This is a genomic window from Prosthecobacter sp. (genome assembly GCF_046154365.1).
In the GTDB taxonomy this organism is placed as follows: Bacteria; Verrucomicrobiota; Verrucomicrobiia; order Verrucomicrobiales; family Verrucomicrobiaceae; genus Prosthecobacter.
Genome location: NZ_JBJXFV010000139.1, coordinates 1 through 12108 on the forward strand (window position 1 = coordinate 1; position 12108 = coordinate 12108).

Genomic DNA, 12108 nt, shown 5'->3' on the forward strand with positions numbered 1-12108 from the left:
GACGCTGGCGCACGATATTCAGGTCCCTCTCCCCGCGAGAAACGTGTTGCGCAAACAGGCGAGCTTCGGGGAGAGGTTAGGTGAGGGGCCAGTTCGGCGTTCGTTGCAGGATTGCTTAACGGCATTGCAGCCAGCCTGCATTTCTCATAGGCAGTCTGTGGCGGCGCTGGGTTGTGGCACGGAATCCCGATTCCGCGACGGCACCGACTCGCTATCGGAATACCGAGCTACAAAAACACGCCACTTCCTGCACCCACGACTCCGCCCCCCCTTTCCCGCGCCACGCCCTTCACCGGCCTCTCCGCGCATCGCCTTGGCCAGAGCGAAATAAATCTCCGTCGTGCGCACGTCTGAATGGCCCAGGAGCTGCTGCACGCTGCGGATGTCGATGCCCCGCAGCACCAGAAGCGTGGCAAATGAGTGCCGCAAAACATGCGCCGTCACCCGCTTGCTCAAACTTGCGAGCTTGGCGACCTTCTCAAGTTCCCGCGTGACCGCGATCTCATGCAGGTGGTGCCGCCCACGCCCGTAGGCGCGTCTTGGCTCAAGAGTCGTCAGCAAATGCCGAATGAATAATTCCGAATGACAACAGAGCCTCTAATAAAAACCTCGGCTTCAGTGTTCCGGCCTTCCATTTTTTACCCCTCATCTTTTACCAGATGCCTTGGACGTTGGACGGCTAGGCAGGATACAGATGGTAAAAGATGGTGGGTAAAAGATGGCCAAGCAGGGGTTTTGCAAGTGGCTCTTCTGATTCCGTCATTTTGAATGCGCCATCACCGGCAGCGTCGTCCGCACCTCCTCCACCGGCTCCGGCAGTGAATCCTCCGGCGGTGGGCCGGGGAAATTGTCGTCCACAAAACGCCGCCAGGTGTCCCGCGTCTTCTTTGAAATCATCCCCTGCACCGTGTCGCCGCATTTTCCGCAGATCATCACGCTGTGCAGCAGTGAGAGGCCCTCGCAAACACCGGTGATCACGAAATCATCCATGCCGGGGGCCTTGCGCTCGGCACTGCACACCGCGCACGATTCCAGCCCGCGATCCAGCGTCACCTCCTCATCCTGAAACTGCGCCAAACGTTTCTTCGACTCCTGGGAAAACTCCTCCATCATCTTCGAGCGGCAGTGATCGCACAGCGCATACTCCATCACGCACTCGCCGCGCTTGTAAGCCTTCGAGATTTGAAACCCGCCCGGAAAATCCGGCAGCGACTCACCGCAGCGCGTGCAGTTTTGAAACGGACGCTCCTCATACTCGCACCGCAGGTCAGGCGGGATCGGCGGCGGTTGCTGGAGATTGTGGTCAGACATCGGCTTGCGTTGCAACAAAGCGTAACTCAGGCCAGTTTCACAGTCTAAACTCATGCGCTCCAAGATTTTCCTGTGCCTCCTCCTTTCTTCCACCGTGCAGGCGCAAACCGCCGACTGGCCCGACTCCCGTGGCAACGCCGCGATGACCGGCACCTCGCCCGTCGAACTCAAATTCCCGCTCGAACTCGCCTGGCAGTTCAAGCTCATGGACAAACCCAAGGGCCAGAGCGAAATGCTCGTCGCCAGCGCCGTCGTGCGCAGCGGTAAAGTGTACACCGGCTGCAAAGACGGCAAATTTTTCTGCCTCGACCTCGCCACCGGCAAAGAACTCTGGAAAGCCGAGGCGAAAGGCGCCTTCGACGGTGCCGCCGCCTTCGCGGGCGATCTAGTCGTCGCTGGCTGCCAGGATGGCTTCGTCTATGCCTGGAACGCCGACACCGGCAAAGAAGCCTGGAAGTTTGAGACCCAGGCCGAAATCCACGCCGCCGCCAATGTCTGGACCGATCCTGAAACCAAAGCGCAGAAGATCATCATCGGCTCCTACGACTACAACGTGTATTCCCTCGACGCCAAAACCGGCAAGAAGGACTGGTCTGCCGAAACCGGCTACTACATCAACGGCGGTGCCGCCGTCGGCGACGGCAAGGTCGTCTTCGGCGGCTGCGACAGCGTCCTGCATGTGCATGACGTGAAGACCGGCAAAGAAGAAAAACAGATCGAAGTCGGCGCTTACATCGGCAACAACGTCGCCATCGCCGACGGCGTCATCTACGTCAGCCATTACGGCAACCGCGTCGGTGCCTACAGCATCAGCGACGGCATGCAGGTCTGGGAATACGGCGAGCGCGAGTTCGAATACTACGCCGCCCCCGCCATCTGGGAAAAAGCCGTCTATGTCGGCGGCAGAGACAAACGCTTCCACGCCATCGACCGCGTCACCGGCAAACAACTCTGGGAATTCCGCGCCCGCGACCGCATCGACAGCAGCGCCGTCATCTGCGCCGGTAAAACCGCCATCTTCGGCTGCGACGACGGCTACGTGTACGCCCTCGACCTCGCCACCGGCAAAGAAGTCTGGCACAACGAACTCGGCGCCCCCGTCAAAACCTCCCCCGCCATCGCTGGAGACTACATCATCGTCGGAGCGGATGATGGCGTGCTGTATGCGTTCAAGAACGGGAAGTGAAAGTTCGACGGACACTCATGTCCGTCGGCGAGCGTGATCCTTCGCCATACATCATGTAGCACACACCAAGCACTCGGCAGAATTGCTTGCCATCCAATAGTTCGATCCAAGAATGAAGCACATTCGCTCGACCATCGCATATGAGTTTAAGCTCTCGCTAGAGGCTGGCGTAATCGACCACGATGAGATTATTCGATGGGCGGATGAGATCATTGTCGCCGATGAATATGACGACAACTGAGGTGACGGTCACGAATGCCACTCGGTTAAGGTTCTTGATCGCTGATTGGGAATCTTTCGAGCAGCGCGTCTGCTTGGCCGTAGGCCGGATGTGTTCGGCGCACAAATACATCGCCAACACGATGAATTTCCTTCGTCGAACTATCCGGCTGGTTCAGGATCGTGGGAGTCTGCGCCACCGAAGAAGCCGGGTAGTTTGGCGAAGATGACGCACAAGTTGGCGAGCATTTTTCCCGCCAAACACATCCGGCCTACGATGGACTCGCCACGCCAGCCATTTTTCAAACAGACCCCACGACCTCACGTCTCAACCGAGTGCCATTCGTGGCGGCCACCGACCAAGTGGGCGATCAAGTCAGCGACCAAGTCAAAGCACTGCTCAAATGCCTCGCCAAGCAGCCGCTCACCGCCCTGGCCTGCATGAAAAAACTCGGTCTCGCCCATCGCCCGACCTTCCGCAAAAACTACCTGCAACCCGCGCTCGACGCCGGCCTGATCGAGCGCACCCTGCCAGACAAGCCCAACAGCAGCCTGCAAAAATACCGCCACAGCGCCAAACCCTGAGTCGCTTGATGAGGAAGGCTGGAACCAGAGAGGCACTTGCAAAACCTCCCGACAAAGATCTTTGCGTCCTCCGCCGCTTTGCTCCTCTGCGGCTAAATCGAGAGTCCACTGGCCAACAATTTGCCGCAGAGGGGCAAAGCGGCAGAGGGGCAAAGCGGCAGAGGTGGCAGAGTTTTTTCAAGTGGCTCCAGACTCATTCATTTCCTGCCTTCCTGCTTTCATCATTCAAACCTCCGGCAAGAAACCTTGAACCCCGAACCTTGCCCCGCTAAAGGAAACGGGTGCGCATCATCTCCGGCACCGCAGGCGGGCTTGCCCTTGAAGTCCCGAAAACCGTCACACGACCCACGCAGGATCGTGTGCGGCAGGCTGTGTTCTCGATGCTCGGCGAACTCGTTCCCGGCGCGCATGTGCTCGATCTTTTCGCCGGCACGGGTGCCATCGCCCTTGAATGCCTGAGCCGGGGAGCCGCCTCCGCCTTGATGGTGGATGAAAACAAAGGCGCGTGCGACGTGATCCGCCGCAACATCGCCAAAACCAAGCTCACCGGCGGTTTGGTGCGTCAGAGCGATGTGTTTCGCGTGCTGCCGCAGCTCCACACCGAAGGCAAACAGTTCGACCTCATCTTCGCCGACCCGCCGTACACGCATTGCGATGCGGACACGGATTTCGTCGCCCAATTGCTCGCCGATGAGGCCCTGCCCGCGCTGCTGCATGCGGAGAGTCACCTCATTCTCGAAAGTCACCACTTCAACCGCGAAACCAAAAGCTGGCCCGGCTGGGAGGTGCTGACCGACCGCAATTACGGTTCCACCCGCATCGTCTGGCTGCGCAAACTCCCGCATGGCATCGAAAGCCCTTAGCCTCCTCATTTACAATTTGGCGTTGCCCTTCGTGCTCATCGCCATGCTGCCCGGTGCCATCATCAAGATGCGTCGCCGCAATGGTCGCTGGCGTGATCTTGCCCAGCGCATCGGTGTCCACTCGAAAGAAACCAAAGTCGCCATCGCCGCGCTGCCACAACGTGAACGCTTCTGGGTGCATGCCGTCAGCGTTGGTGAAGTCGGTGTCGCAAAGAAACTCATCGCCAACCTGCTCAAAACACACGCTGAACTCGGCATCGTCCTCAGCAGCACCACCCCCACCGGCTATGGGCTCGCAGCCGAACTTGCGGCGCAGCATGCCGGACGACTCGTCGCAATTTATAGTCCCGTTGATTTTGTCAAAGTTGGCTGGAGCATGCTGAAACTCATCAAGCCCACACAGCTTGTGCTCGTCGAAGCCGAGGTGTGGCCCAACCTGACGTTTTACGCCAAATTGCGCGGCATTCCCGTCTCTCTCGTCAATGCCCGCCTCTCTCCGCGTTCCGAACGCCGCTACCGCAAGTTCCGCAATTTCGTCGGCCCCGTCTTCGGCATGCTAAAACAGATTCTCGTGCAGGAAGCAGACGACATCGCCCGCTGGGAAAGCTTTGGCGTCGAGCGTCACCTCATCCACCTCACCGGCAGCATCAAATACGACCCTGAAGGTGCCACCGTCCCCGCTGCGAAGATTGACGAACTGCGCAACATGCTCACACGCACCGGCATCTCACCGCAACAGCCCATCCTCCTCGCCGCCAGCACGCACGCAGGTGAGGAAATCGAGTTCGCCCGCGTTTTCCAGCGCCTGCGTGAGAAAATCCGCGATCTCGCATTGCTCATCGTGCCCCGTCATGTCGAGCGCCGTGCCGAGATCACCACCGCGCTCAAAACCATCGGCCTTTCCCCTGCCCTGCGCAGCGTTTCCGGCTCACGCGTCGATTCAACCGCGCCCGTCTTCCTCATCGACACCACGGGCGAACTCGCCGCCTGGCAGCACCTCGCCACACTCGTTGTCGTCGGCAAAAGCTTCCTCGCCGAAGGTGGGCAGAATCCCGCCGAAGCCGCGCTGGCACAGAAGCCCGTTCTCTTCGGCCCGCACATGGAAAACTTTAAACCGCTCGTCGATCTTCTTCTCAAGAAGAAAGGCGCGCAGCAGGTGGCCGACTTCAGCGAACTCGAATCCGCCTGTCTCATGCTGCTGCAAGACCCAGCGAAAGCCGCTCAGATGGGCCAATCAGGCCACCGAGCCCTGCAAACTCACGAAGGCGCGACGCAGCGGAGTGTGGAGCGCCTGCTCCAAAGTAGTTGAGAGCTTTAGCTCGTTCAGGAACGATTTGCCCCAGACGAGCTAAAGCTCTGAACTACTTTGCGCCCCACAGCGATTGCGGATACTCACCCGCGTCGATCAGCGCACGAATGCTGGCCACAACCTCAGTCTTGTCCTCGGGATAGGTGACACCGAACCACTTGCCAGTGGTTTCGAGCACGCGGACCTCTGCTTTGCCCACATTGATGAGCGCATCAACTTCAGCGGGCACGTAGCACTCGGATTTGAGTTCGTTTCCGCGCTTGGTGAGGAATTCGGCGAAGGCCTGGCGCAGTTGCGGGAAGATGTCCGGCGTGAAGCCGAAGAAGTTCATCGACACGACTTCATCTCCCGTTAGCGGCACGAAAGCGCCCTCGACCTCACGATTCTCCGCGCCAGCACCGTGTTTGAAGATTTTCGTCATCTCCGTGACCGTCGCCAGCATGCCGTTCGCATCGCGTTTGCAGACGCCACGTGAGACACTGCCGTGTTCCGAGAGCGTGTTCTTCAAATAGAAACCCACCATCGACCAGTGGCTCTTGCCGTCGCTCGGACGCGGCTGCACGAGATCGGCGGCGATCTTCTTGTAGGCATCCTGACCGTAGAAGTCATCCGCATTGATCATGAGGAAGGGCTCGTTCACCACGTTCGCGGCGGCGAGCAGCGCGTGCGCTGTGCCCCAGGGCTTCGTACGGCCTTCCGGGACCGAGAAACCCGCAGGCAGATCATTCAAATCCTGAAACGCGTAATCCACGGCGATGCGGCCCTCGAATTTGGAGCCGATCTGCGTGCGGAACAGCTCCTCAAAATCGCGGCGGATGACGAAGACGACCTTGCCGAAACCGGCGCGGATTGCGTCAAACACGGAATAATCCAGCACCACCTCTCCCGAAGGCCCCATCGCGTCGAGTTGTTTGAGGCCGCCGTAACGGCTGCCCATGCCGGCAGCGAGGATGAGGAGTGTGGGTTTCATAGGTGTGAATTCGAGCGGCCAACTGACGCAAGGGCAGTGGGCACGTCAAGCGGGGACAAAGTTCTCAGTGCTCAGTCCAACTGCCAGGACTGCGCACTGAGAACTGAGCACTAAACCACTTCCTTCGCCCTTGTGCTCTGCCGTCCTCTCGGCTTACATCACTCACACATGCTCCCCGCCATCACGAAACTCATCCAGCTTCAGGAACGCGACCAACGCATCCGTGGGCTGCAAAAAGACCTCAAGGACGTGCCCACTCAGCAAGCGCGGGCGAAAATGCAGCTCGCCGGGGATCAGGCCGCCGTCGAGGCCGCGAATCTGGCGATGAAGGAAGTCGAGGTGAAGATCAAGAGCATCCAGCTCGACGTACAAACGCGCCAGCTCTCGATCAAGCGCCTGCACGATCAGCAGTTCGAGACGCGCAAGAACGATGAGTTCGCCGCCCTCGGCCACGAGATCAAACGTTACGAGGCGGAAGTTACCAAGCTCGAGGACGGTGAGTTGGATCAAATGGAGGCGCTCGAAGCCGCCAAGGCCAAACTCAAGGAGTCACAGGCCAAACTGGCCGCGACGCAGTCCCGCGTGAACGAGGAACTCAAAAACCTCGACGAACGTGCCATTGGCGTGAAAAAACGCCTCGAAGACCTCAACGCCGAGCGTGTCACGCTCGCTGAGCCGATTGATCCCGATGCGCTCGACCTCTACAACCGCATCTTCATCAAGAAAGGCGATGCCGCCATCGTGCCGATGGAAAACGCCATGTGCGGCGGCTGCCACATGAAAGTGGTCGTCGGCGTGATCCAATCGCTGAAGCAGTCCGTCTCGCTCACACAGTGCGAAGCCTGCGGCCGCATTCTTTACTTGGTGGAATAGCGCTCACGGAGGTCAGGCATCCTGCCTGACAACGGATCGAGGCTTCCAGCCTTCGATCAAAGAAAGGCGAGACGCCTCAAGCCATCGACAGGCCGGAGGCCTATCCTCCTATGCCAGCAGCTTGTGCAGCACCTTGCCATGCACGTCCGTGAGCCGGAAGTCGCGGCCTTGGAACTTAAACGTGAGCTTTTCGTGCTCCAGGCCGAGCAGATGCAGGATCGTGGCATGCAGATCATGCACATGCGCCGGATCTTCGGCCACGCCGAAGCCGAGTTCGTCCGTCTTGCCGAGCGTTTGACCGGCCTTCACGCCGCCACCGGCAAACCACATCGTGAACGCATCGATGTGATGATTGCGGCCCGTCTTGTCACGGTTCTCACCCATCGGCGTGCGGCCAAACTCACCGCCCCAGATGACCAGCGTCTCCTCCAGCAGGCCGCGTGACTTCAAATCGCGAATCAAGGCCGCACATGCCTGATCCACATCCTTCACGACCTTCGGGAAATCATCCTCCAGCGTCTCGCCCTTGCCGCCGTGGTTGTCCCAGCTCGTGTGATAGAGCTGCACGAAGCGTGTGCCGCGCTCGACGAGACGACGTGCCAGCAGGCAGTTGCGCGCAAACGACGGCTGCGTGGGGTCAACGCCGTATAGATCGAGTGTGGCCTTCGATTCGCCACGCAGATCAATCAGCTCCGGCGCACTGCTCTGCATGCGCCAGGCCATTTCATAGGCGTTGATGCGGGTTTGAATCTCCTCATCGCCCGTTTCGACCAGTCGCGACAAATTCAGCTCACGCGCCGTGTCGATGACACGACGCTGACTCGCGGCGCTGTAGCTCGCAGGAGTTGAGAGATTTAAAATCGGGTCGCCGGAGCCACGCAATGGCACGCCTTGATACGTCGTGGGCAGAAAACCACTGCCCCACAGCACGGAGCCGCCACGCGGCCCCCGCGGACCGCTTTGCAGCACGACGAAGCCAGGCAGATCGCTCGATTCGCTGCCGAGGCCATAGGTGACCCACGATCCCATGGAAGGTCGGCCAAACTGGCCGCTGCCCGTGTTCATGAACAACTTCGCCGGCGCATGATTGAACAGCTCCGTTTTGCAGGTGGTGACGACGCTGATGTCGTCTGCGATGCCTTGGGTATAAGGCAGCATGTCGCTGACCCAGGTGCCGCTCTGGCCGCGCTGTTGGAAGTTGCGGCGCGTGCCGAGCAGTTTGAAGCCGTTGCTCGTGCCCATGAAGGCGAAACGCTTGCCCTCGATGTAGCTCTGCGGGATCGGCTGGGCATTCAACTCGATGAGCTTCGGCTTGTAGTCGAACAATTCGAGCTGCGACGGCCCGCCTGCCATGAAGAGGTAGATCACGTTCTTCGCCTTGGGCGTGACATGCGTCTTCTGCATCACTCCCGGTCCCGCAGAGGCCGCCGCGCTGGCCGCACTCAGCCCACGTTCAGCCATCATCGAGGCCAACGCTACTGAACCAATCCCCATGCCGCACTGGCTGAAGAAATGGCGGCGAGTGGTGTCACGGAGGCGACTGTCTGGCGAGGAAATCATCACGCGAGCTTACGAAGGGAACAGCCGTGTTGTTTCAGACCTCCACACCCAACGCCGCCAGCGTCTTGAGCACGATGGGTTCTCCGGGTTTTAGCTTCTCGCGTTCTTCAAACAGCATGCGTGTCACCCGTTCGTAGCCGGGCAGCTTGCCGGTGCGTCGCTGGGCCAGCAGCCGCACGTAGCGCACGGCACGGTCGATGAGCTTGTTGTTGCTGGGCTTCACGTAGGTCATGAGGTTATCGAGATACCGGCCGAGACGCCCCATGACGAGCGTGGAATGGATGTTCATGAACATCTTGAGCAGCAGATGCGCATGAAACTCCGGCACATCGGCCAGATCAATCCGCTCGCGCAGACCATCGAACTCCCAGACCATCTCCCCTGCCCCGCCGCCGATTCGAAACGGCAGATGCTCAGCGTCACCCGTGCGGATTTGACGACGCACAGGCAGTTGCGCCGAAAAATCGTAGCATGCGAGCACCTGCGCTCCGGCGAGATGCTGCACGTCCGGCCATTCGAGCGTGCGTGGTTCACGATGCAGCAACGCTTTCCAGGCTGAACAGGCGTCAGCCTGTTCGGGCATGAGGAAATGGCACCACGCGGCAGGCGCGGTCGGATCATCCTGTTTCTCAAAGGCGGCGAGACTGAAGGTCGGTGCGCGTTCCGTCGTGTCGGTGACGACGGTGATGCCAAAGCGTTCGCTTTCATACAGGACGAACGCTCCACGCTCATAAACGTCGGCTTCATGCTCGATGAACGGCACGAGAAACTGTCCGTCATGATGCAGCACCTGCCGCAGTAGTTTAGCAACTTCCCCAGGCGCGTTCTCAGGATCACGCGTGTGCATGAAAGCGAAGCCAATCGCCGCCATGAGCACCGTGCTGGCTTGCAAGCGCGTACTGCCCGCCACCGCCATCGCGCCGACGGCGAGGTTGAGCTTGCGGATGGCCGGATTCTCGATCACGCGCTTCGAACGGGCAGCGACTTTGATGAGTTGCTCGTCTGGATTGCAATACAGGAACCACGGGCGGTTCGTGGACAGTTCCGCGGCACGTTCCGCCGCTCCGATGACGAACGGCGTTTCGCCGCCTTCGGTCGTGGCGATGAGCAGGTCGCCTTCGACGAATCCAAGCTCCTCAAGCTGCCGGGCTCCGTATTCGGGATGGTCCTCGAAGGTTTCGATGGCCTTGATCAAAGCGAGATCGCCACCGGCCATGAAGGCAACGACGCGTTCCGGGTCTGGCGAGGGCAAAACGCCCATGCGGCAGAAAATTTCAATACTCAGCGACAAACGGCCCGTGGCACCGCAGCCGCAGAGAAACACCCGGCGGCCCGCATCGAACGTGACGGCCACGGCGCGAGCGAGATCGGCCAGTGGTGCGGCTTTGGCCTGCATCTGCCGCAGTGCGTGGATATCGACATGGTGCATCAGTTTGACCGCCTCACTCACGTCCTCATGCGCCATCTGCGACAGCGAAGTCGTAAAGGCGTGCTGTGCCTCCGTGTCCAGAGAGCCGAGCTGGTAGTCGGCGGACACTTTGAGGAACTCATTCGCGGCATTCATGCAGAGGATTCGATTCGCAACCGCTCTCGGACGTTCAGTAATGACACTTTCCCATCTTGCACGCTGCGCGGTGCGTTTCACTATGCACACAAACTCGCATGACGGAATTCACTTTGTTCAGGCTGCCCGACGGAAGGGCGTGGCTGGGAGAAGGCCCCTTCACCGCGCTGGCGGCTGCGCCGGCGACGGGTGGGGCCTTCTACATCAATGACTTCGATTTGAGCGACCCGAAGCCCTGGAAAGTGCCGGCCAAACTGCACCCCATCACCGCTGACAGCCTCGCACAGAAGATCCACCTCAACGGCTCTCAAACACCGCAGATCAACTGGGCCAAACCGGCCACCGAATGGTTCAAAATGGCCTTCCGTCGCATTCGCCGCGAGGTGTTGGCCAAGCGCATCGAAAAAATGGTGCCCGTGCTCACCGAATCCGGCACGCTCACCTCCGGTGATCCAAGACGCCTGCTCGAAGCCATCATGAAAGCACCTGCCAACATGTGGGGCTACGCGCATGTAAAAGAATCCGGCGGCTTCCTCGGCGCGACGCCGGAACTGCTGTTCCAGGTGCATGGCAAGGATCTCGAAACGATGGCGCTGGCCGGCACCGCGAAACCAGGCAATCAAGACGCCTTTCTCACCGATGTGAAGGAGATCGAGGAGCATGAAATCGTCGTGCGCTACCTCACCGAGCAACTGCAAACGATCGGTGCCGTGACCCGTCAGCCGCGCACGCTGTGCCAGACCTCCGGCCTCGTGCATTTCCAGTCCCGCGTGAACGTGAAATTGAGCGCCGCCGCCGATCCCGCCGAACTCGTGCCGCTGCTGCACCCAACGCCTGCGGTAGGCTGCCTGCCGCGCAATGATGCTTCCATCGCGCGACTGCGCGAGTATCGCCAGCAGTTGAAGGTGCCCGGATTTTTTGGTGCGCCATTCGGTTTTGCGGAAGCCGATGGCACCACGCATGTCATCGTCGCAATCCGCGGTATCTGCTGGGAAGGCGACAACATCAGCCTGCCCTCCGGCTGCGGCATCGTGGGCGGCAGCGCATTCGATCACGAATGGCGCGAACTGCGCCTCAAACGCGAGGCCGTCCTGCGTCTCCTGGCTCTTCACTCATGACGCAGGCTCAACTCCTTCAACAAACCCTCCAAACGCTAGCCGATCTCGGTGTGCGTGAAGTCTGCGTGGCCGCCGGTGCGCGCAATGCGCCGCTGGTGGCGGCTTTGCTCAACAGTCGCGGCGTGAAGATTTGGAACTTCTTCGAGGAGCGCAGCGCGGCGTTTTTCGCACTTGGCCGCATCATGGCGGACCGCCAGCCGGTCGCAGTCGTGACAACGTCCGGCACCGCAGCGGCAGAACTGCTGCCTGCGACGATTGAAGCGCACTATCAAGGCCTACCGCTCGTGCTGGTGACGGCGGACCGCCCAAAAAGCTATCGCGGCAGCGGCGCACCGCAGGCGATTGAGCAAGCGGGGTTGTTTGGATGCTATGCGGAGTCACTGGGTGATTGGGATGTCTCCCATCAGTCTCATTCTTCTCATCAATCCCATTCAAATCGTCCCCTGCACCTGAACGTGTGTTTGGATGAGCCGCTGGAGACGAATGTGCCGGGCATTGATTTTTCTGCGACAGGCATGCCGCAAACACCAGAGGCAGGACAACCCTGCTC

The 12108-nt window shown here is 60.0% G+C and carries 12 protein-coding genes; 7 read left to right on the forward strand and 5 right to left on the reverse strand.

Annotated features, from left to right (window positions below):
- Positions 1-144 precede the first annotated feature (144 nt).
- Together ACKVY0_RS17595 and ACKVY0_RS17600 are read right to left on the reverse strand one after the other, a co-directional pair.
- A complete protein-coding gene (locus ACKVY0_RS17595; RefSeq protein ID WP_409216135.1) occupies positions 145-561 on the reverse strand; it encodes a tyrosine-type recombinase/integrase in 417 nt (138 codons plus the stop codon).
- 198 nt (positions 562-759) lie between these two features.
- The gene (locus ACKVY0_RS17600; protein WP_409216136.1) at positions 760-1365 is read right to left on the reverse strand and encodes a hypothetical protein; all 606 of its coding nucleotides are present in this window, start codon (positions 1363-1365) and stop codon (positions 760-762) included.
- Between ACKVY0_RS17600 and ACKVY0_RS17605 the strand changes: the two genes are divergently transcribed.
- The 4 genes from ACKVY0_RS17605 (at position 1364) to ACKVY0_RS17620 (ending at position 5473) form a co-directional block, all read left to right on the forward strand.
- The gene (locus ACKVY0_RS17605) at positions 1364-2497 is read left to right on the forward strand and encodes a PQQ-binding-like beta-propeller repeat protein (protein ID WP_409216137.1); all 1134 of its coding nucleotides are present in this window, start codon (positions 1364-1366) and stop codon (positions 2495-2497) included. The two genes, ACKVY0_RS17600 and ACKVY0_RS17605, sit on opposite strands and share 2 nt — an antisense overlap.
- 564 nt (positions 2498-3061) lie before the next feature.
- Positions 3062-3301, forward strand: a complete 240-nt coding sequence (locus tag ACKVY0_RS17610) for a Fic family protein (RefSeq protein ID WP_409216138.1) — start codon at positions 3062-3064, stop codon at positions 3299-3301.
- Between the two features lie 281 nt (positions 3302-3582).
- On the forward strand, positions 3583-4164 hold the full coding sequence (rsmD, locus tag ACKVY0_RS17615; RefSeq protein WP_409216139.1) for a 16S rRNA (guanine(966)-N(2))-methyltransferase RsmD: 582 nt from the start codon (positions 3583-3585) through the stop codon (positions 4162-4164).
- Positions 4145-5473 carry a 3-deoxy-D-manno-octulosonic acid transferase gene (locus ACKVY0_RS17620; RefSeq protein WP_409216140.1) on the forward strand — a complete coding sequence of 443 codons (1329 nt, stop codon included), beginning with the start codon at positions 4145-4147 and terminating at the stop codon, positions 5471-5473. The genes rsmD and ACKVY0_RS17620 overlap by 20 nt, the downstream gene beginning before the upstream one ends.
- 52 nt (positions 5474-5525) lie before the next feature.
- On the opposite strand, the gene ACKVY0_RS17625 is transcribed toward ACKVY0_RS17620, so the two are convergent.
- Complete coding sequence (locus ACKVY0_RS17625) at positions 5526-6443, reverse strand: NDP-sugar synthase (RefSeq protein WP_409216141.1); 918 nt, start codon at positions 6441-6443, stop codon at positions 5526-5528.
- Between the two features lie 168 nt (positions 6444-6611).
- Between ACKVY0_RS17625 and ACKVY0_RS17630 the strand changes: the two genes are divergently transcribed.
- A complete protein-coding gene (locus tag ACKVY0_RS17630) occupies positions 6612-7316 on the forward strand; it encodes a zinc ribbon domain-containing protein (protein ID WP_409216142.1) in 705 nt (234 codons plus the stop codon).
- Positions 7317-7424: 108 nt separating this feature from the next.
- Here ACKVY0_RS17630 and ACKVY0_RS17635 read toward each other — a convergent pair whose 3' ends face one another.
- Both ACKVY0_RS17635 and ACKVY0_RS17640 read right to left on the reverse strand, forming a co-directional pair.
- Complete coding sequence (locus ACKVY0_RS17635) at positions 7425-8876, reverse strand: DUF1501 domain-containing protein (RefSeq protein WP_409216143.1); 1452 nt, start codon at positions 8874-8876, stop codon at positions 7425-7427.
- Positions 8877-8910: 34 nt separating this feature from the next.
- On the reverse strand, positions 8911-10440 hold the full coding sequence (locus tag ACKVY0_RS17640; protein WP_409216144.1) for an SIS domain-containing protein: 1530 nt from the start codon (positions 10438-10440) through the stop codon (positions 8911-8913).
- A 98-nt stretch (positions 10441-10538) separates the two neighbouring features.
- Between ACKVY0_RS17640 and ACKVY0_RS17645 the strand changes: the two genes are divergently transcribed.
- A complete protein-coding gene (locus tag ACKVY0_RS17645) occupies positions 10539-11558 on the forward strand; it encodes a chorismate-binding protein (protein ID WP_409216145.1) in 1020 nt (339 codons plus the stop codon).
- The coding region (locus tag ACKVY0_RS17650) for a thiamine pyrophosphate-binding protein (RefSeq protein WP_409216146.1) at positions 11555-12108 on the forward strand (554 nt) is incomplete at its 3' end. The genes ACKVY0_RS17645 and ACKVY0_RS17650, both read left to right, overlap by 4 nt.

What these genes read in the sequence shown, in the direction of transcription:
- ACKVY0_RS17625 (WP_409216141.1), bottom strand. Translation starts at nt 6,443, where the DNA reads ATGAAACCCACACTCCTCATCCTCGCTGCCGGCATGGGCAGCCGTTAC.
- ACKVY0_RS17605 (WP_409216137.1), top strand. Translation starts at nt 1,364, where the DNA reads ATGCGCTCCAAGATTTTCCTGTGCCTCCTCCTTTCTTCCACCGTGCAG.
- ACKVY0_RS17620 (WP_409216140.1), top strand. Translation starts at nt 4,145, where the DNA reads ATGGCATCGAAAGCCCTTAGCCTCCTCATTTACAATTTGGCGTTGCCC.
- ACKVY0_RS17635 (WP_409216143.1), bottom strand. Translation starts at nt 8,876, where the DNA reads ATGATTTCCTCGCCAGACAGTCGCCTCCGTGACACCACTCGCCGCCAT.
- ACKVY0_RS17640 (WP_409216144.1), bottom strand. Translation starts at nt 10,440, where the DNA reads ATGAATGCCGCGAATGAGTTCCTCAAAGTGTCCGCCGACTACCAGCTC.
- ACKVY0_RS17630 (WP_409216142.1), top strand. Translation starts at nt 6,612, where the DNA reads ATGCTCCCCGCCATCACGAAACTCATCCAGCTTCAGGAACGCGACCAA.
- ACKVY0_RS17600 (WP_409216136.1), bottom strand. Translation starts at nt 1,365, where the DNA reads ATGAGTTTAGACTGTGAAACTGGCCTGAGTTACGCTTTGTTGCAACGC.
- ACKVY0_RS17645 (WP_409216145.1), top strand. Translation starts at nt 10,539, where the DNA reads ATGACGGAATTCACTTTGTTCAGGCTGCCCGACGGAAGGGCGTGGCTG.